We start from the raw sequence: 19,264 nt of genomic DNA on the forward strand, positions 1-19,264 counted from the left end.
GGTTCATCCACGGGCGTGAGGCCCTTTCAGGTCCCCCACTTTGGTCTTGCGACATTATGCGGTATTAGCCACCGTTTCCAGTGGTTATCCCCCGCCCTCGGGCAGATCCCCAGACATTACTCACCCGTCCGCCGCTCGTCAGCAAAAGTGCAGGCACTTTCCTGTTACCGCTCGACTTGCATGTGTTAGGCCTGCCGCCAGCGTTCAATCTGAGCCATGATCAAACTCTTCAATTAAAAGCTTGATGCTCAAAGAAACTGACTGTTATTTCGTAATGAATTAACTGTTGTTCACTCTTCAAGACTTTAGTGTATTTTTTTGTGATACGGTCTTGTGAGTGCCCACACAGATTATCTGATTAATTGTTAAAGAGCAGGCTGAAACAAAAATTAATATTCTCGTTCAGCCGGGCTGCGTATACTACGCTTTTCGCCCGCAGAGTCAAGCGCTTAATTCACTTTACTCTGCCTGGCCTCACACGCTTTGTCAGCGTTGTGTCGGTCAGTGGTGGCGCATTATAGGGAGTTCTTCGGCGCTGGCAAGCGTTTAATTAAAAAAAACTTCCGTTAGCGTACTTCTTCAACAAAAAGATGATATAAAGAACAAAAAAGACTACTTCCTGATGTTTTTAATCGCTTTAGGCAAGTCTACAAGGCTATTGATTATCAAATCAGCCGCTTGTTCTGCTTCATTTGTAATTGGTTTACCTGTACGAACTAATACCTTAGTACCAACTTTCGCCGTCACCGCCGCTTGCATATCTTCCAGTTTGTCACCAACCATATAAGAAGCAGCCATATCAATGCCAAGCTCTTTTTGTGCATCCAGCAGCATACCTGGTTGTGGTTTACGACAATCACAACTCTTCTTATATTGTTCTTCAGTCGCATCTGGATGATGGGGACAATAATAAATGCCATCCAAATCTACGCCGCGATCTGCCAGTGACCAATCCATCCATTCTGTCAGTTGCAAGAATTGTTCTTCATTGAAAATGCCACGGGCAATACCTGACTGGTTTGTGACTAATACCAGTGCATACCCCATTTTTCTCAATTCAATCATGGTTTCAATGACACCATCGATAAATTGAAAATCATCTATTTCGTGTACATAACCATGATCGATATTTATTGTTCCATCACGATCTAAAAATACGGCAGGAATACCTTGTGTCACCTGATTGCTCCAAGCAATGTAAGAAGTTACCAGTATGGCATGATTTAGCGATGAATGAGAATGCAGCAATTAATTTATTCCCAGTTGACTTAGACGTCTAGACACCTTAACATCCAATTTAACTAGTGGTTTGTTTTCTCAAAAATGTTCAAACTATCAATTTTCGAACTTTTATAAGAATAAAAATGATAAAACTGTCTCATATCAATAAAATATTCCATCAGGGTGCCCGCTCTATCAACGCACTTTCAGATATCAGTCTGCATGTTGCGCAAGGGCAAATTTACGGTGTCATCGGTTCATCTGGTGCAGGTAAAAGTACGTTAATTCGCTGTGTGAATATGCTTGAGCGTCCAACTTCCGGGCAAATATTGGTTGATGGTCAGGATCTGACTATCCTATCTGATAGTGATCTGACCCATGCGCGTCGCCGCATTGGCATGATTTTCCAACACTTTAATTTGCTGTCTTCGAGAACAGTTTTTGGCAACATAGCCTTACCTTTAGAATTAGATAATGTTCCAAAGGCAGAAATAAAAAAACGGGTAGATGAGTTATTAGAACTTGTTGGCCTTGCAGATAAACACGATGCTTATCCGGCAAATCTCTCTGGCGGACAGAAACAACGTGTTGCTATTGCCCGTGCTTTAGCTAATTCACCTAAAGTCCTTTTATGTGATGAAGCAACCAGCGCTCTGGATCCAGCAACAACCCGGTCTATTCTGGAATTATTGAAAGATATTAATCGCCGTTTGGGTTTGACTATTCTGTTAATTACACATGAGATGGATGTCGTCAAACGTATATGTGACCAGGTTGCAGTTATCAGCGGTGGGCAATTGATTGAACAGGACATTGTCAGTGAAGTGTTCTCTCACCCCAAGACACCTATTGCTCAGGCATTTATCCAATCAACTTTGCATCTGGATATCCCTGAAGATTATGTGCAAAAAATGCAAAGCAACCCAGCCCCAGATCTCAGCCCATTATTGAAACTGGAGTTTACCGGTCAGTCTGTAGACGCACCTCTGATTTCGATGGCAGTACGTCGTTTTGATATTGATATGAATATATTAAGTTCCCAAATCGACTATGCCGGTGGAGTAAAATTTGGTGTGATGTTAGCGGAATTACACGGTGAAAATGGCGGCGTTGAATCAACAATTAAATTTTTACAAGACCATCATGTGAAAGTAGAGGTTCTCGGTTATGTCTGAAGGAATGATTTTATTGCTGGCTAAAGGCGTCTGGGAAACTCTGGTAATGACTTTTGTCTCCGGTTTCTTTGGCTTTATTATTGGGCTGCCAATAGGTGTACTGTTATATGTCACCCGCCCTGGTCAGATTATGGAAAACAGTAAACTCTATCGTTTTCTTTCAGCGATAGTGAATATTTTCCGTTCTATCCCATTTATTATTTTATTGGTATGGATGATTCCTTTTACCAGATTGATTGTTGGAACATCTATCGGTTTACAGGCCGCCATTGTTCCATTAACCATAGGTGCTGCACCATTTATTGCCCGGATGGTGGAAAATGCTTTACTGGAAATTCCATCAGGATTAATTGAAGCAGCTCGCGCAATGGGAGCAACTCCGTTCCAGATTGTGAAGAAAATTCTGTTACCTGAAGCGTTACCGGGTTTGCTCAATGCGGCTACAATTACCCTGATTACGTTAGTAGGTTATTCCGCAATGGGAGGTGCTGTAGGTGCGGGCGGATTAGGCCAGATTGGCTACCAATATGGTTATATCGGCTATAATGCAACAGTAATGAACACTGTACTCGTGTTACTGGTTATTTTAGTGTACTTAATTCAATTAAGTGGTGACCGTTTAGTTAAAGCCACAACACGCAAATAATAAAATTATTTTGAAACAGCACCGGTATCGGTGCTAATAAATCAGAATTCAATAGGGGTAAAATATGTCTATTAAATTAAGAGCCATCGCAACTATCAGCGCTCTTTTAGGTTCACTAATTCTGGCTGGTTGTGGGCAGGAAAAACAAGATCCAAACCACATTAAAGTAGGCGTTATCGTTGGTGCAGAGCAGGAAGTTGCTGAAATTGCGAAAAAAGTAGCTAAAGATAAATATGGTCTTGATGTAGAGCTGGTCACTTTTAATGATTTTGTATTGCCAAACGAGGCTCTGAGTAAAGGTGATATTGATCTGAATGCATACCAACACAAACCTTATATGGATCAACAAATCAAAGATCGTGGTTACAAACTGGTCACCGTTGGCAACTCTTTTATTTATCCAATTGCGGGTTATTCCAAGAAAATTAAATCCCTGGATGAATTACAGGATGGTTCTCAAATTGCGCTACCAAATGATCCTACGAACTTAGGCCGTTCCTTATTACTGTTACAGAAACAAGGCTTAATCAAACTGAAAGATAACATAGGCTTATTACCAACAACTCTGGACATTGCTGAAAATCCTAAAAATCTAAAATTAGTTGAGCTAGAAGCGCCACAATTACCACGTTCATTGGACGATCAAAAAATTGCTCTGGCAATCATTAATACGACATATGCCAGCCAGATTGGCCTGACTCCAGCGAAAGACGGTTTATTTGTCGAAAATAAAGACTCTCCATATGTAAACCTGCTGGTTAGCCGTGAAGATAACAAGGATGCTGAAAACGTTAAGAAATTCGTTAAAGCATATCAATCCGATGAAGTTGATGAAGCTGCCAATAAAATTTTTAACGGTGGTGCGGTGAAAGGCTGGTAATCTTTCATATTACACTCATCGATATTAGAATAATCAGGCGGACAAATTGTCCGCCTGATTTGTTATGGCACCATGTTTTCAATATTTTTTTGTTAACCTGATTCTATTCTCTTAACTCTGACAGTAAAAATTCGAGGATCTATTAATGCGTAAGCTGTTTATCTCTTTGTTAGCTCTATTCATAACAGGATGTTCAATGCAACAGACAACATTGACTGACTCTTCCCAGTCATCGGATATAAGACTCAAACAAGCATCAACCGAAGAGAAAAAGAATCTTTCTTCATTCGTAAAGTTGTATACCAAAAGTGAGGATCTATTAAGTGCTTCATTTAAAGATTTAGGGATTGTTTCTGGTCAATCATGTCGTGGTTCTTTACAGGATCCACCCGCTAATATCACCATAGCACGTAACCAAATGATAACGAAGGCTGCTCATTTGAATGCTAACGCAGTTTTATTACATCGGTGCGAAATGTTATCAGGTCAAGGATGCTACCAAGTAGCAATATGTGAAGGTTCAGCCCTGCTTATTACTCAATGACCAATTTTCATTTCACACAAATAGGGGTTATCCACTCCCCTTATAAAGAAAAATTTGCCGTTCCGCGCCAGCCTGGCCTTATTGAAGATGGTGGGGGACAATTGGTATTGCTTCCACCCTATAATCAACCCGATGCAGTTCGTGGTCTGGAACAATTTAGTCATCTGTGGATTATTTTTATTTTTCACCAAACAATAGAAGGCGGCTGGAAGCCAATGGTGCGTCCTCCTCGTTTAGGTGGCAATGCAAAAATGGGCGTATTCGCAACCCGTTCAACTTTCCGACCGAATCCCATTGGTATGTCTCTGATTGAACTTAAAGGAATTGAATACAGAAAAGGTAGCGTTACGCTAGAATTGGGGAGCCTGGATTTAGTTGATGGTACACCTGTTATTGACATCAAACCTTATTTGCCTTTCGCTGAATGTCAGCCACACGCTGTGGCAGGTTTTGCTCAAGAAGCGCCTTCTGCCTGTATGGAAGTGATATTTTTACCTGCCGCTGAACAACAGCTCATCTCAGTTCAAGACACTTACCCGGATTTACGCCGTTTTATCAGTCAGGTCTTGGCTCAAGATCCTCGTCCTGCTTACCGGAGAGGAGAACAGGAAAATCGAGAATATGCCGTTCATTTACTGAATTTTAACGTGCGATGGAGAATCTGTGGCACACTGACTAAAGTGTTTTCCATTGAATCCCTTTAAAAATCAGTATATGCCCTTTTGACATCTTAAACTCGCTGGTAGACTAAAGGCTTATTTTCGTTTTTTTATTAGCTGGTAAATTTCTGCCAGTCAGAAGCAATTTGCTGCTCTAATGGAACCCTAACAATGCGCACTAGCCAATATCTGCTCTCCACATTAAAAGAAACTCCTGCCGATGCAGAGGTTGTCAGTCATAAACTGATGCTTCGTGCGGGCATGATCCGTAAACTCGCTTCAGGTCTGTATAATTGGATGCCTACAGGTGTCCGAGTACTAAAAAAAGTTGAGAAAATTGTTCGTGAAGAGATGAACAATGCCGGAGCAATTGAAATATCTATGCCCGTCGTACAGCCGGCAGATTTATGGCAGGAAAGTGGTCGCTGGGAACAGTACGGCCCAGAATTACTGCGTTTTGCTGACCGGGGGGATCGCCCTTTTGTGCTGGGTCCAACTCATGAGGAAGTCGTTACTGATCTGATCCGCAATGACGTCAGCTCATACAAACAGTTACCGCTGACTTTATTCCAGATCCAGACTAAATTCCGGGACGAAGTTCGCCCTCGCTTTGGTGTAATGCGCTCCCGGGAATTCTTAATGAAAGATGCTTACTCTTTCCATGCTACCCAAGAGTCACTACAAGAAACTTACGACAACATGTACAAAGCCTACAGCAAAATCTTTACCCGTATTGGCTTGGATTTCCGTGCTGTTCTGGCAGACACCGGTTCTATCGGCGGTAGTGCTTCCCATGAATTTCAGGTTCTGGCTGCCAGTGGAGAAGATGATATCGTTTTCTCAACTGAATCCAATTACGCAGCTAATATTGAATTGGCCGAAGCTATCGCTCCTGCTTATGATCGTGCAACACCAACAGAAGAGATGCATCTGGTAGATACCCCAAATGCAAAAACAATCGCTGAACTGGTTGAACAATTCAATCTGCCAATTGAAAAAACGGTTAAGACTCTGATGGTTCATGCAGCAGAAGATACGGGCCATAAATTGATCGCCTTACTGGTCCGGGGCGACCATGAACTTAATGAAATCAAAGCAGAAAAATTATCTTTAGTCGCCAGCCCTCTCACTTTTGCTACCGAAGAAGAGATTCGTGCAATTGTCGGTGCCGGTCCAGGCTCACTGGGACCCGTCAATCTGCCAATACCGGTTATTATTGACCGCAGTGTGGCAGTGATGAATGACTTTGGCGCAGGTGCCAATATTGATGACAAACACTATTTCGGAATCAACTGGGAGCGGGATTTACCAATACCAACAGTTGCTGATATCCGTAATGTTGTTGAAGGTGATGCCAGCCCGGATGGTAAAGGGACATTACTCATCAAACGTGGCATTGAAGTTGGTCATATCTTCCAACTTGGCACCAAGTATTCTGATGCAATGAAAGCAACCGTTCAAGGCGAAGACGGTCACAATCAGATCGTCACTATGGGTTGTTATGGTATTGGTGTTACCCGTATTGTCGCCGCAGCGATTGAACAAAATCACGATGACCGCGGTATCATCTGGCCTGATGCAATTGCACCATTCCAGGTCGCTATTCTGCCAATGAATATGCACAAGTCATATCGTGTTAAAGAAGTTGCAGAGAAACTGTATACCGATCTGCGCACTAACGGCATTGATGTTATTTTCGATGATCGTAAAGAACGCCCAGGCGTGATGTTTGCTGATATGGAGCTTATTGGCGTACCACACACTATCGTTATCGGTGACCGTAATCTCGATAATGGAGAAGTGGAATATAAATATCGTCGCAGTGATGAAAAACAGATACTAAAACTAAACGATGTTGCTGATTATCTAAAGCAACAACTTGGTTGTTAATTAAGGTTATCGCAATAACTTATTGAGCAGTATGGTGATAATGGTCAGATCGTAAAGACGCGGTAAGTAAACTCATCTTACTCTTCTGGCTCATTATCACCATTCATATTGAAAATAGAATTATTTCTTCAAATTACAAGATTTCGATTTATCGAAATGAATTTTACCTGTCTGAATCAAGGCAGAATTAAATTGCCCATCCTCCATTGAAGGACTCACGCTATAATAGCCTTCAACTTCAACATAAACCGGTGTTCCACCTTCTACGCCAACTTGGTGGTAGCCTCGCTCCAAATCCAAACTTTCCGGCACGTCATAATGCTTACCTGTACTACAATCAGTAAATGAAGCGGCATCAGCCATGTAACTGTATTCACCCATTAGTTTTTTCGGTTTTACCCGTTTCAGCTCATAGCTGAATGATGATTCAATTGTGTTGCCTTCCATATCCAGCATTACCAAGTTTCCATCTTTCGGCAGATAGTAATATTTCTGGTCATCTGATTTTGCCAGACGGATTTTTTTTCCATCTTTCGCCCACAGGCCGGATTCAAAGAATGACTGATCACCATCACGAGTACCAAGATAAGTTTGTTCCAGAATATAAGTACCATCATCATCCAGTAACAGTGTGGTATCAATACCAGAACAATCAGCACAAGGGAGAACACCATGAAAAGTCTGATCCACTGGCTGTGAATTCGTTTGCTGTGCCAAGTTGCCTTTACATCCCACCAAAGCAGATATACCCACAGCAACTAATGCGGTTAAAAGTTTTTTATTCACACTTATCTCCAAACAGTATAGTAAGCCCTGTGACTCACCTTAATTAGTAACACAAAGAACATAGCAATTATTACAGCTTAATAGCGTAAATACCGTCCTTTTTAAGGATGTTACCCAATAATAGTAAAATAATCTGAACCGATTTTAATACTTTTGTCAGGAACTTGCTGTGAAATAAGACTTTTATTTACTTACTGTTCAGAAGGAATAACCAAAGTTATTCATTAATCACGATTGATTTCCTGTGCTATAGTCATTAATAGTGCTTTTGAATTACAATTTTTAACAACCACAGGCGGCAATAACCGCCACTAACCATAGTGGTGAGCAAATATGTCTATAAATACTGAATATCAACCAATTAACTGTGACGACTATGACAACCTTGAGTTGGCTTGCCAACATCAGCTCTATCTACACATAAAATTACGAGGTGGTGACGTTATTGAAGGGAAAGCCTGTGATTTGATTTTGAGAAAGAAAGTTGAATACCTGATAATCGAAACAGCAAATAACCCTCAAGAACTAAGGTTGGATCATATCGCCAGTTTCAGTCACCCTGAAATTGGTACTGTTATTGTTGAACATTCCGAATCCTGACAAAAAACGGCCGCCTCTGGCGGCTTAACTCTTTATTTTAACAACGTTTTATTCCAATCAATTGTTAATGTCCTCTGCCCTTTTGCCGCTTCGCTTTCTTTGGTGATAAAAATACCTAATGCAGCTATAAGTTGTTCGTTGTAATAAAGCAATGGAATTCGCTCTCTAAGCCACGGTGCAACCCCAAGCTCCTGCCACAATTTTTTACTGTGCCGGGAGTGTTGACGACCCACAATACTCATCATTCCCTGTACACCAAAGCGGATAGTCACCTGCTCATTATTAGCGGGTGCCCTTACTTGAATACCGCAATCAGAAATATTCAGTTCTCCCAGGCTATCCGGTAATACCAACGTATTGCAAATATCCCACGCAAGAATAGAGTCTCTCAAAGATTGCAATTGAGGAACCAACCAAAGTTTTTGCTTATAACGCCGTACATTATACTGACCAAATTGTAGCTGGGGTTCAGCATCAGTGCGAGCAAGGGCCACCTCATACCAAAGCCTGTGAAGCTGCTCCCGTGAGGGCATTTTCATGTCATGGTAACCAAACCAACGGCGTAACAATGCATTTCGTTTAGCCTCTGAACACACTTCCAAAGGTGAAATACCTAAAGCGCCATCCTGAGTTATTAGCCCTTTCAGAGATTCATTCAACAACTCATCCAGAAGCTGCTCCTGCTCACCACATAAACTTGCACTACGAGCAACAGATTGTGGGAAATGTGGCCAGCGTTGATTCAGTAACGGCATAACATGTAAGCGCAGAAAATTCCTGTCATAACGATCATCCTGATTGCTGTCGTCTTCAATCCAATTCAGACGATGTTCGCTAGCATATATTTCCAATTCACACCGGCTATGACCAAGCAGTGGGCGAAACAATAATGTATCCGCAAATACGGCGACTGGAGGCATAGCAGCAAGGCCAGCCGGACCGCTACCACGCTTTAATGCCAGTAAAAAAGTTTCCGCCTGATCATCAAGATGTTGAGCGGTTACCAGAATTTCGTCTTTTTGTAATTCATGCCTGAACATCTGATATCGGGCATCACGGGCAGCAGCTTCAATGCCCTTTTCACGGGCATCTATCGTTACTCTTTCAAAACAAAATTCCACTTGCCAGTCATCACAAATCTGTTGGCAATGTTCAACCCACTGATCTGCTTTTGGATTTAAACCATGGTGAATATGCATTGCTCTCAGTTGAACTCTCTGATTGCGCTGATTACGCCAATTGACCAACAAATGCAGCAAAACTGAAGAATCCAGTCCACCACTGAATCCAACCAGAATTTTCTTATGTTCACCAAGCTGTTTAGCTAAAGTGAAAAATAATCGTTCATCAATTTTTGTCATTACAGACTTAAGAACTCCTTAATTTGTAACAATATGAATTTATTATCATCTGCATTATTAAGCCAAGAACCACAGCCCCTCAGATAATATTCTCCGCTACTTTTATTAAGAATATGAAATGGCAAAAAAAGCAGAAACAGTAAAGGACGGGAGTGGCTTAAATTTATCAATTCCAGCCACTCCCCATCCCTTATTCAAACAGTTCGTTCAGATCTCAACAATAACCATATTGCATCAGACGCTGATAACGACGGCTCACCAATTCCTCAGGTGAAAAATGATCAAGAGCTGCCAGATCAGCCAATAACTGAGCTTTTAGTGATGCTGATATTGCTTCATAATTACGATGCGCACCACCTAATGGCTCTGAGATCACAGTGTCGATTAATTCCAGCTCTTTCAAACGAGGTGCGGTGATCCCCATTGCTTCTGCCGCCAAAGGCGCTTTTTCCGCACTTTTCCATAAAATTGAGGCACAGCCTTCCGGAGAGATAACAGAATAAGTACTGTATTGCAGCATATTCACTTTATCACCAACACCAATTGCCAGCGCACCACCGGAACCACCTTCACCAATCACGGTACAAATAACAGGCACAGACAAACGGGACATTTCACGCAAATTACGGGCAATAGCCTCAGATTGACCACGCTCTTCTGCACCAACGCCAGGATATGCGCCAGGAGTATCAATGAAAGTGATAATTGGCAGTTTAAAACGCTCCGCCATTTCCATCAGACGCAGAGCCTTACGATAGCCTTCCGGCGCTGGCATACCGAAATTACGGCGGATTTTTTCTTTGGTTTCACGGCCTTTTTGATGACCAATAATCATCACTGGACGCCCATCAATACGAGCCAGACCACCAACCATTGCTTTGTCATTAGCGTAAGCGCGATCACCCGCCAGCTCTTCAAAATCAGTAAAAATATGCTGAATATAGTCCAATGTATAAGGACGGCGTGGATGACGGGCAAGTTGAGCAATTTGCCAAGCACCTAAATCTGAGAAGATTTTGCGCGTCAATTCCAGACTTTTTTCCCGCAAACGTTGTACTTCTTCATCCAGATTTATATCTAATTTTTCATCTTGACGGCTAACTGCGGTTAGCGAATCAATTTTCGCTTCCAGCTCGGCAATCGGCTGTTCAAATTCAAGAAAATTCAGACTCATAACATTCCTATTTTAGTCAAATTCTAATTCTACCTGCTCATTACCCAGCAGAGTTCGCAAATCTGTCAGAAGGTTATCCGTTGGCGTTACCCTCCACGTCGCGCCAAACCTTAAACGGGCGCGGGCGTCTTCCCTCTGGTAATAAAGATGAACCGGTATCGTTCCAGAACGATGTGGTTCCAAGGCACCACGAAGACGGTTCAACAATTGATCATCAATTTGCCTGTCTAACAGCGAGATAGCAAGCCCACGCACATATTTTTCACGCGCTTCACTAATATCCATTAATTCACGGGCTGTCATTTTAAGACCACCGTTGAAGTCATCAAAGCTGACCTGCCCGGTAGCTATCAATATCCGGTCCTGTTCCAACAAATGCCGGTATTTCTCCAGGGCATCGGAAAATAGCATGACTTCTAGACGTCCTGAACGGTCGTCCAATGTACAAATACCAATCCGGTTACCCCGTTTGGTTATAATCACTTTGGACGCCAGCACTAAACCTACTACAGTCGTTACTTGACCACGCGGTGTTGGATTCACATCTTTTAACCGTAATCCATTAGTATAGCGCTCAATTTCTTTTAAATACCGAGTGATAGGATGCCCAGTTAAATAGAGCCCCAAAGTTTCCCGTTCACCATCAAGAACAACTTGTTCCGGCCATTGAGAAATATTGGCATAAGAACGCTCAACTTCTTCCGGCGCGTCAGCTAATACACCAAACATATCAGTCTGACCAATGGCTTCTGCTTTAGCATGTTGATCTGCTGCTTTCAGGGCATCTTCCAGAGAGGACATCAGTGCCGCACGGTGCGGCCCCAGACGGTCAAAAGCCCCTGACATGATCAGCTTTTCCATCACTCGACGATTTAATTTCTTAGTGTCAACACGGGCACATAAATCAAACAGTTCTCTAAAATAACCGCCTTTCTGACGAGCTTCGATGATCGCTTCAATCGGCCCCTCACCTACCCCTTTAATTGCCCCAATACCATATACGATCTCCCCGTCATCATTAACATGGAAATGGTACAGGCCGCTATTAATATCAGGTGGTAAGATTTTCAGCCCCATGCGCCAACATTCATCAATCAACCCAACGACTTTTTCTGTATTATCCATATCAGCAGTCATTACCGCAGCCATAAATTCAGCCGGATAATGTGCTTTCAACCATAAAGTCTGATAAGAGACCAATGCATACGCTGCAGAGTGAGATTTGTTAAATCCATAACCCGCAAATTTCTCTACCAGGTCAAAGATTTTCATTGATAGCTCGCCATCAATGCCGAGTTTTTTGGCCCCATCCTCAAATACGGAACGCTGCTCCGCCATCTCTTCCGGCTTTTTCTTGCCCATTGCCCGTCGGAGCATATCTGCACCACCGAGAGTATATCCCGCCAGCACCTGAGCAATCTGCATTACTTGTTCCTGATAAAGGATGATGCCGTAGGTTGGCTCCAAAACAGGCTGTAAAGATTCGTGCTGCCATTGTACATCTGGGTATGAGATCTCTTCCCGACCATGCTTGCGGTCAATGAAGTTGTCCACCATGCCTGATTGCAAAGGGCCTGGGCGAAATAGTGCCACAAGCGCAATCATATCTTCGAAACAGTCGGGACGCAGGCGTTTGATAAGATCCTTCATACCACGGGATTCGAGCTGGAATACCGCTGTTGTTTCAGCGCGTTGCAGCACATCGAAGCTCTTGGAGTCGCTCAGCGGAATCGCTGCGATATCAATAGGGTCCAGATCTTTCTTCGCTCTGCGTGCGTTGATCATTTCCAACGCCCAATTGATGATAGTCAACGTCCTCAGTCCGAGGAAGTCGAATTTCACCAACCCAGCATATTCCACATCGTTTTTATCAAACTGAGTAACCGGGTTCAAACCTTCCGGGTCACAGTAGAGAGGCGCGAAATCCGTGATCTTAGTTGGGGCAATAACGACCCCCCCAGCGTGTTTCCCTGCGTTACGGGTAACCCCTTCCAGTTTACGCGCCATGTCTATCAGCGCTTTAACTTCTTCATCCGCCTCATAGATTTCAGGAAGTTGCGGCTCTGCGATAAATGCCTTTTCCAGTGTCATTCCGGGATCAAGCGGTATTAATTTGGAAATTCTGTCAACAAACCCGTATGGATGCCCCAGCACGCGGCCAACATCCCGGATGACAGCTTTCGCTGCCATCGTACCGAATGTGATGATCTGAGATACGGCATCACGACCATATATATCAGCCACATGATCAATCACCAGATCACGTTTTTCCATACAGAAATCGACGTCAAAATCGGGCATGGAAACACGTTCAGGGTTAAGGAACCGTTCAAACAGCAGGTCGAACGCCAAAGGATCGAGATCAGTTATTTTCAGAGCATAAGCCACCAAAGAACCGGCACCAGATCCACGCCCTGGGCCAACAGGAACACCATTGTCTTTCGACCACTGAATAAATTCCATCACGATCAGGAAGTAGCCGGGAAATCCCATCTGGTTGATAACCCGAAGTTCAACATCAAGTCGCTCATCATATTCAGGACGCTTTTCTGCCCGTACTTCAGGATCCGGGTAAAGAAATGCCAAACGCTCTTCTAGCCCTTGTTTAGATTTATCGACCAGATAATCTTCAGTGCTCATTTCTCCTGTTGGGAATTGCGGCAGGAAATACTCACCAAGGCGGATAGTGACATTACAACGTTTAGCAATTTCTACACTGTTTTCCAGCGCTTCGGGAATATCAGCGAATAGTTCACACATCTCCTGTTCACTACGCAGATATTGCTGAGGACTGTAATTTTTCGGGCGTTTTGGATCAGCTAATGTATAACCATCATGAATCGCCACGCGGATCTCATGAGCATCGAAATCTTCACTGTCGATGAAACACACATCATTAGTCGCAACAACAGGCAAGTTCTTTTCTGTCGCCAGGGTAACCGCTGCATGAAGATAACTTTCTTCATCTGCTCGGCCAGTACGAATTAGCTCCAGATAATAACCATCGGGGAAATGCTCCTGATAAAACTCAAGGCATTGGTCCACCATGACCTGATTACCACGTAACAGGAATTTGCCAACATCTCCCATACGCCCACCGGAGAGCAGGATCAACCCTTCTTTATGGTTTATCAGCCATTCCTGCTTAATTGTCGGGCCAACAGCACCATACCCCTTCTGATAAGCCTCTGATATCAGTAACGTCAGGTTATGATAGCCAGTATTATTGCGTGCAAGAATGGTCAGGTTAGCGTACTCATCACCGAGCAACTCGCTTTCCATATAGAAATCAGCACCAATAATCGGTTTTATTCCCGCCCCATGAGCACTGCCGTAAAATCTCACCAGCCCACACAGGTTAGTAAAATCAGTGATCGCAAAAGCTGGCATATCTAATTGAGCAACCTTTTTCACTAAAGGGCTGGTTTTGGCTAAGCCATCAATCATTGAATAGTCGCTGTGGACACGTAAGTGTACAAAACGGGGTTCGGCCATGTGTTTGTCCAGATGATATTGATTTGAAGAATAGCTGTATTCAGTCAACAAGTTTACTTAAGGTCAATTGCTCTTTTAACCGGCGCAAAACTTTTACGGTGATATTTTGTCGCTCCCAACAGAGCCAGCTTTTCTAAATGAAATGCCGTTGGGTAGCCTTTATGTTTAGCAAATCCATATTCAGGAAATAATTGGTCAAGTTCAGCCATTTCCCGATCTCTAGTGACTTTCGCCACGATAGAAGCCGCACTGATTTCAGCAACCAGCCCATCGCCTTTTATCACCGCCTGTGCAGGCATTGACAATTTAGGGCAACGATTACCATCAATCAGCACATATTCAGGTGAAATAGACAGGCCAGCCACAGCCCTTTGCATTGCAAGCATAGTTGCGTGCAAGATATTCAGTTGATCAATTTCTTCTGGTTCCGCACGCCCCAGGCTCCAACACAACGCTTTTTCAGTAATCTCCAGATACAATGCTTCACGGCGTTTCTCACTGAGTTTTTTAGAATCAGCCAGCCCGGCGATCGGCCTCGATGGATCTAAAATAACCGCTGCGGTTACCACTGCGCCTACTAATGGGCCTCGGCCAACTTCATCAACTCCGGCAATCAGATTTGCCTGAGGATATATAAATTCCATCATTTTCCTGCCAATTCAAGTACAGCCTGTGCAGCTTGTTCATCAGCATTACAGCGGATGCTTTCGTGCAGATGTAAAAATGTCTGTTTCAATGCTTCAACTTTTTCACTACCTTGCAGTAATGACAACAATTCATCTGCAAGTTTCTGCGGCTGGCACTTTTCCTGCAATAATTCTTTCACCAGTTCTTGACCGGATAGCAAGTTCGGCAATGAAACATAAGCTGTTTTGACAAGACGTTTTGCCAACCAGAAAGTAAAGGGTTTCATGCGGTAACCCACTACCATCGGGCATTTTGCCAGCATACATTCCAGAGCAGCCGTGCCAGATGCCAAAAGTGCGGCATCACTTGCGATCATAATTTCACGCGCTTTACCATCCAGAAGGTGGACATTCAGATCTGGCGTCGTTTCCTGTTTGATTCGTTCAAATTGTTCACGCCGTTTAGCATTCACTAACGGCACCAACACATGTAAATCCGGCATCTGTTGCCGCAATAACTGAGCAGTTTTAAGAAAATCAGCACCCAGCATCTCAACTTCAGCATGGCGACTCCCGGGTAACAAAGCCAGGCAAACGGCCTCTTGCGGGATACCTAATAACTCACGAGCTACTACTTTATCCGGCTGTAACGGCATGGCATCCGCCATTGTATGCCCAATAAACCGGCAAGAGACATTAAACTTATCGTAAAACGCTTTTTCAAAAGGTAAGAAGGCCAGAACCATATCAGTGGCTTTACCAATTTTGAAAACACGTTTTTGACGCCAGGCCCATACCGACGGACTGACATAATGAATAGTACGGATGCCCTGCTGTTTTAACCGGCCTTCCAATGTGATATTGAAATCCGGCGCATCAATGCCCACAAACACATCAGGTTTCAGTTCTGTGAAACGGGTTGTCAGATCCTTACGAATTTTCAGCAAACGAGGAAGACGTTCAAGAACTTCGACAACCCCCATTACAGCCAGCTCTTCCATCTCATACCAAGCTTCACAACCTTCAGCCTGCATAAGAGGACCCGCAACACCAACAAAACGGGCATTGGGTATTTTGACTTTTAATGCACGGATTAAACCTGCGCCAAGGATATCACCGGAGGTTTCTCCGGCGACTAATCCAATCGTCAGTGGGCGCAGACTATCAATAGAAGAAATGGTAGCCAAAGGAATATCCTTCATCTACTTAACGGATAATGCCACGGGTAGAATTTGCCAGAAAATCGCTAAAGATTTTTACATGCTGATTGTCTTCAGCCAACTTAGCGATTTCCTGCTGTGCTTCTTCTAAAGTTTTTCCATTACGATACAATAGTTTGTATGCATTTCTGATTAAATGTAATGAATCCTTATCAAAGCCACGACGTTTCAAACCTTCAACATTAATGCCAAAAGGTGTTGCATGATTACCCTGCGCAATAATATATGGAGGGATATCCTGTACCACACCAGAACAACCACCGACCATAGCATGAGAGCCAATCTGACAAAACTGATGAATCGCGCTCATACCACCGATGATGACATAATCCCCCAGAGTAACATGCCCCCCCAAAGTACCATTATTAGCAATGACACAACGATCACCGATAATACAGTCATGAGCGATATGAGCATTAATCATCAACAAATTATCATTGCCGATTTTCGTTAAACCGCCACCTTGCTCAGTTCCACGATGAATGGTCACACTTTCGCGGATACGGTTACGATCACCAATTTCAACTCTGGTTGGTTCACCATGATATTTCAGGTCCTGATTCATTTCCCCAATCGAGGCAAACTGAAAAATCTGATTATCACGGCCAATTTTAGTTATTCCATTGACAACAACATGAGATTTCAGCTCTGTACCTTCGCCAATTTCAACCTGAGAACCAATGCAACAAAATGGGCCAATACGAACATTAGCACCAATAACCGCGCCATCTTCTACAATAGCGCTAGGATGTATATAAGCGGTTTCATCAATCATAAACTAAACCTCACGACGGCGAGCGCACATCATTTCTGCTTCGCAAACCACTTCTCCATCGACTTTTGCTACGCCTCTACAACGAGCAACCCCTCGACGCTCTTTAATAAATTCAACTTCTAAAATCATTTGGTCCCCAGGCACTACCGGGCGTTTAAAACGGGCACCATCGATAGCGGCAAAATAATAGAGTTCATTTGGCTCCAGTTTACCCATACTCTTAAATGCCAGAATTCCAGTGGCCTGAGCCATAGCTTCAAGGATCAGAACACCAGGGAAGATAGGTTTGCCTGGAAAATGCCCCTGAAAGAAGGGTTCGTTAAAAGATACATTTTTAACTGCACGTAGGAATTTACCTTCCTCAAAATCAAGAACGCGATCCACCAATAAAAACGGATAACGATGCGGAAGCAGATCTAAAATTTCTTCAATGTGCAGAGTATGATTATCACTCATCTAAATACTCTTCCTGTCTAAAAAGGACTAATTGTATTAACGACACGGCCCGCTTAAACCCCAAATCCAGAGTCCCCAGGCAGGCCGAAAAAATAAGACACAACCAAAAATATAGTGCAATTACTCGTTTTTGCCTTCCAGCTTACTCTCCAGTGACTTAAGACGTTTATTCATTTCATTGATATTCATGACTAAAGCTGCTGTCTTACGCCAAACTTTATTTGGTTGTGACGGAATGCCAGAGGAGTATACACCAGGTTCGGTGATTGGGCGCATCACCATACTCATCCCCGTGACTGTTACCTTATCACAGATTTCCATATGTCCATTAATGACACTGGCACCACCAATCATACAATAACGACCAATTTTCAGACTACCGGCCATGATCACACCACCAGCAACTGCTGTGTTATCACCAATGATAACATTATGAGCAATCTGACACTGGTTATCGATAATGACACCATTACCGATAATGGTATTGTCCAGAGCACCCCGATCGATAGTTGTGCAGGCACCAATCTCAACCCGGTCACCAATAATGACTGAACCTAATTGCGGAATTTTAACCCAATTACCGCGATCATTCGCATAGCCAAAGCCATCAGATCCGATAACAGCCCCTGACTGAATCAAACACTGCTCACCGATTTCAACATTATGATAAACAGAAACATTTGCCCAAAAGCGGCTTCCCACACCAATATGTGTGTTTTTGCCAATAAAGCAACCAGCACCGATCACAACATTGTCACCAAGAACAACGCCGGACTCGATAACAGCATTAGCGCCAACGGAAACATTTTTACCCAGTGTTGCCTGAGGTGCAATCACCGCAGAAGGGTGAATATCCTGTGCGGGAACCGGTGTTGTGTCCATAATCTGAGCCATATAGGCATAAGCCAGATAAGGATTGTCAACAACCAATGCCGGAACATTACAATAAGGAAGATCTGACTCGCGGAGAACAACAGCGGCAGCCTGACATTCACCTAAACGTTCACGGTAACGACCGTCAGACAAAAAAGTGATCTGTTCGTTATTGGCCGAATGCATTGGTGCAATACTGGTGATGACTACATCGCCATCACCATGTAATTGCGCATTCAACTGTTGAGCTAAATCAGCCAATCGAATTGAAGACATCTATTATTTAACCTGTTTCAATACACTTGCAGTAATGTCTTTGCCAGAGACTGAATAAGCAACAGCATTCGCATCAACCACAACGTCATAACCTTCTTTACCTGCAACTACTTTGATTGCATCCTGGATACGGCTCAGAATTTTGTTACGTTCTTCCATTTGGCGACGGCGATTATCTTGCTCAAAAGCCTGGGCTTTTTTGCCGAACTCTTCACGTTTAGCCATAACGTCTTTTTCCAGATTAGCACGCTCGCTGGATTTCATAGTAGAGCCATCACGCTGTAATTTCTGAATTTTGGTCTGCAAATCAGCTTCCATTCTTTGCAGTTCAGATGCGCGGCTTTTGAACTCATTTTCCAACTGTTTCGCAACAGCTTCACGGGCAGGCAACTGCTGGAAAATCTCACCGACATTTACAACGGCAATTTTGTCTGCTGCCTGAGCACCAGCAGAGAAAGCTAATGCAATACCGAGGCTTGCTGCACACAACAATTTCTTCACTATAAACTCCTTAAACCACGCTATCTGTAACATGTTGGAAAACTTCGTTAATGCCCTGAAACCAATGATTTCAAAGCTTGCTTTATCAATAATCTGTCTTATCAAT

18 protein-coding genes and 1 rRNA gene are annotated in these 19,264 nt (G+C 43.3%); 7 read left to right on the forward strand and 12 right to left on the reverse strand.

The genetic code is table 11. The features are described 5' to 3' along the window. Together ACGF7G_RS14545 and gmhB are read right to left on the reverse strand one after the other, a co-directional pair. A 16S ribosomal RNA gene (locus tag ACGF7G_RS14545) occupies positions 1-236 on the reverse strand; the annotation flags it as partial. 376 nt (positions 237-612) lie between these two features. Next, on the reverse strand, positions 613-1,179 hold the full coding sequence (gmhB, locus tag ACGF7G_RS14550; protein ID WP_133813368.1) for a D-glycero-beta-D-manno-heptose 1,7-bisphosphate 7-phosphatase: 567 nt from the start codon (positions 1,177-1,179) through the stop codon (positions 613-615). Positions 1,180-1,364: 185 nt separating this feature from the next. Between gmhB and metN the strand changes: the two genes are divergently transcribed. The 6 genes from metN to proS all read left to right on the forward strand — a co-directional run bounded on the left by metN (position 1,365) and on the right by proS (position 7,015). Beyond that, the gene (gene metN, locus ACGF7G_RS14555; protein ID WP_387466387.1) at positions 1,365-2,396 is read left to right on the forward strand and encodes a methionine ABC transporter ATP-binding protein MetN; all 1,032 of its coding nucleotides are present in this window, start codon (positions 1,365-1,367) and stop codon (positions 2,394-2,396) included. Continuing rightward, entirely contained in the window at positions 2,389-3,042 is a 654-nt protein-coding gene (locus ACGF7G_RS14560) for a methionine ABC transporter permease MetI (protein WP_133813366.1), read from the forward strand. The genes metN and ACGF7G_RS14560 overlap by 8 nt, the downstream gene beginning before the upstream one ends. Positions 3,043-3,106: 64 nt before the next feature. Next, entirely contained in the window at positions 3,107-3,922 is an 816-nt protein-coding gene (locus ACGF7G_RS14565; RefSeq protein WP_133813365.1) for a MetQ/NlpA family lipoprotein, read from the forward strand. 196 nt (positions 3,923-4,118) lie between these two features. Beyond that, positions 4,119-4,466 carry an Rcs stress response system protein RcsF gene (gene rcsF, locus ACGF7G_RS14570; RefSeq protein ID WP_278250170.1) on the forward strand — a complete coding sequence of 116 codons (348 nt, stop codon included), beginning with the start codon at positions 4,119-4,121 and terminating at the stop codon, positions 4,464-4,466. After that, entirely contained in the window at positions 4,463-5,170 is a 708-nt protein-coding gene (gene tsaA / locus ACGF7G_RS14575; RefSeq protein ID WP_387466390.1) for a tRNA (N6-threonylcarbamoyladenosine(37)-N6)-methyltransferase TrmO, read from the forward strand. Before rcsF ends, tsaA begins: the two co-directional genes overlap by 4 nt. 126 nt (positions 5,171-5,296) lie before the next feature. Further along, a complete protein-coding gene (gene proS, locus ACGF7G_RS14580) occupies positions 5,297-7,015 on the forward strand; it encodes a proline--tRNA ligase (protein ID WP_387466392.1) in 1,719 nt (572 codons plus the stop codon). Between the two features lie 120 nt (positions 7,016-7,135). Here the strand turns inward: proS and nlpE are convergent, their stop codons facing one another. Then, positions 7,136-7,801: an envelope stress response activation lipoprotein NlpE gene (nlpE, locus tag ACGF7G_RS14585; protein ID WP_133813361.1), complete on the reverse strand. Its 666-nt coding sequence runs from the start codon at positions 7,799-7,801 to the stop codon at positions 7,136-7,138. Positions 7,802-8,134: 333 nt separating this feature from the next. Here nlpE and rof point away from each other — a divergent pair, with 333 nt between their 5' ends. Next, positions 8,135-8,401: a Rho-binding antiterminator gene (gene rof, locus ACGF7G_RS14590; RefSeq protein ID WP_166296161.1), complete on the forward strand. Its 267-nt coding sequence runs from the start codon at positions 8,135-8,137 to the stop codon at positions 8,399-8,401. 32 nt (positions 8,402-8,433) lie between these two features. Here the strand turns inward: rof and tilS are convergent, their stop codons facing one another. The 9 genes from tilS to skp form a co-directional block, all read right to left on the reverse strand. Beyond that, complete coding sequence (gene tilS, locus ACGF7G_RS14595; protein ID WP_387466394.1) at positions 8,434-9,762, reverse strand: tRNA lysidine(34) synthetase TilS; 1,329 nt, start codon at positions 9,760-9,762, stop codon at positions 8,434-8,436. Between the two features lie 214 nt (positions 9,763-9,976). Continuing rightward, complete coding sequence (gene accA / locus ACGF7G_RS14600; protein WP_133813359.1) at positions 9,977-10,936, reverse strand: acetyl-CoA carboxylase carboxyl transferase subunit alpha; 960 nt, start codon at positions 10,934-10,936, stop codon at positions 9,977-9,979. Between the two features lie 12 nt (positions 10,937-10,948). Beyond that, the gene (dnaE, locus tag ACGF7G_RS14605; protein ID WP_387466397.1) at positions 10,949-14,431 is read right to left on the reverse strand and encodes a DNA polymerase III subunit alpha; all 3,483 of its coding nucleotides are present in this window, start codon (positions 14,429-14,431) and stop codon (positions 10,949-10,951) included. 53 nt (positions 14,432-14,484) lie between these two features. After that, positions 14,485-15,075 (reverse strand): ribonuclease HII, encoded by a 591-nt coding sequence (gene rnhB, locus ACGF7G_RS14610; protein ID WP_387466423.1) that lies wholly within the window; start codon positions 15,073-15,075, stop codon positions 14,485-14,487. Next, positions 15,075-16,259 (reverse strand): lipid-A-disaccharide synthase, encoded by a 1,185-nt coding sequence (gene lpxB / locus ACGF7G_RS14615; protein WP_387466399.1) that lies wholly within the window; start codon positions 16,257-16,259, stop codon positions 15,075-15,077. Before lpxB ends, rnhB begins: the two co-directional genes overlap by 1 nt. Before the next feature lie 4 nt (positions 16,260-16,263). Continuing rightward, the gene (lpxA, locus tag ACGF7G_RS14620; RefSeq protein ID WP_133813355.1) at positions 16,264-17,052 is read right to left on the reverse strand and encodes an acyl-ACP--UDP-N-acetylglucosamine O-acyltransferase; all 789 of its coding nucleotides are present in this window, start codon (positions 17,050-17,052) and stop codon (positions 16,264-16,266) included. Between the two features lie 3 nt (positions 17,053-17,055). After that, on the reverse strand, positions 17,056-17,508 hold the full coding sequence (gene fabZ / locus ACGF7G_RS14625) for a 3-hydroxyacyl-ACP dehydratase FabZ (RefSeq protein WP_133813354.1): 453 nt from the start codon (positions 17,506-17,508) through the stop codon (positions 17,056-17,058). A gap of 120 nt (positions 17,509-17,628) precedes the next feature. Then, positions 17,629-18,657 (reverse strand): UDP-3-O-(3-hydroxymyristoyl)glucosamine N-acyltransferase, encoded by a 1,029-nt coding sequence (gene lpxD, locus ACGF7G_RS14630; protein ID WP_387466402.1) that lies wholly within the window; start codon positions 18,655-18,657, stop codon positions 17,629-17,631. Positions 18,658-18,660: 3 nt separating this feature from the next. After that, on the reverse strand, positions 18,661-19,158 hold the full coding sequence (skp, locus tag ACGF7G_RS14635; protein WP_021324817.1) for a molecular chaperone Skp: 498 nt from the start codon (positions 19,156-19,158) through the stop codon (positions 18,661-18,663). Between the last annotated feature and the right edge of the window lie 106 nt (positions 19,159-19,264).

Source organism: Photorhabdus sp. RM323S (genome assembly GCF_042879375.1).
Lineage (GTDB): Bacteria > Pseudomonadota > Gammaproteobacteria > Enterobacterales > Enterobacteriaceae > Photorhabdus > Photorhabdus tasmaniensis.

What these genes read in the sequence shown, in the direction of transcription:
- ACGF7G_RS14560 (WP_133813366.1), top strand. Translation starts at nt 2,389, where the DNA reads ATGTCTGAAGGAATGATTTTATTGCTGGCTAAAGGCGTCTGGGAAACT.
- ACGF7G_RS14565 (WP_133813365.1), top strand. Translation starts at nt 3,107, where the DNA reads ATGTCTATTAAATTAAGAGCCATCGCAACTATCAGCGCTCTTTTAGGT.
- rnhB (WP_387466423.1), bottom strand. Translation starts at nt 15,075, where the DNA reads ATGGAATTTATATATCCTCAGGCAAATCTGATTGCCGGAGTTGATGAA.
- rcsF (WP_278250170.1), top strand. Translation starts at nt 4,119, where the DNA reads ATGCAACAGACAACATTGACTGACTCTTCCCAGTCATCGGATATAAGA.
- dnaE (WP_387466397.1), bottom strand. Translation starts at nt 14,431, where the DNA reads ATGGCCGAACCCCGTTTTGTACACTTACGTGTCCACAGCGACTATTCA.
- lpxA (WP_133813355.1), bottom strand. Translation starts at nt 17,052, where the DNA reads ATGATTGATGAAACCGCTTATATACATCCTAGCGCTATTGTAGAAGAT.
- metN (WP_387466387.1), top strand. Translation starts at nt 1,365, where the DNA reads ATGATAAAACTGTCTCATATCAATAAAATATTCCATCAGGGTGCCCGC.
- tsaA (WP_387466390.1), top strand. Translation starts at nt 4,463, where the DNA reads ATGACCAATTTTCATTTCACACAAATAGGGGTTATCCACTCCCCTTAT.
- lpxD (WP_387466402.1), bottom strand. Translation starts at nt 18,657, where the DNA reads ATGTCTTCAATTCGATTGGCTGATTTAGCTCAACAGTTGAATGCGCAA.
- fabZ (WP_133813354.1), bottom strand. Translation starts at nt 17,508, where the DNA reads ATGAGTGATAATCATACTCTGCACATTGAAGAAATTTTAGATCTGCTT.
- rof (WP_166296161.1), top strand. Translation starts at nt 8,135, where the DNA reads ATGTCTATAAATACTGAATATCAACCAATTAACTGTGACGACTATGAC.
- tilS (WP_387466394.1), bottom strand. Translation starts at nt 9,762, where the DNA reads ATGACAAAAATTGATGAACGATTATTTTTCACTTTAGCTAAACAGCTT.
- lpxB (WP_387466399.1), bottom strand. Translation starts at nt 16,259, where the DNA reads ATGAAGGATATTCCTTTGGCTACCATTTCTTCTATTGATAGTCTGCGC.
- accA (WP_133813359.1), bottom strand. Translation starts at nt 10,936, where the DNA reads ATGAGTCTGAATTTTCTTGAATTTGAACAGCCGATTGCCGAGCTGGAA.
- proS (WP_387466392.1), top strand. Translation starts at nt 5,297, where the DNA reads ATGCGCACTAGCCAATATCTGCTCTCCACATTAAAAGAAACTCCTGCC.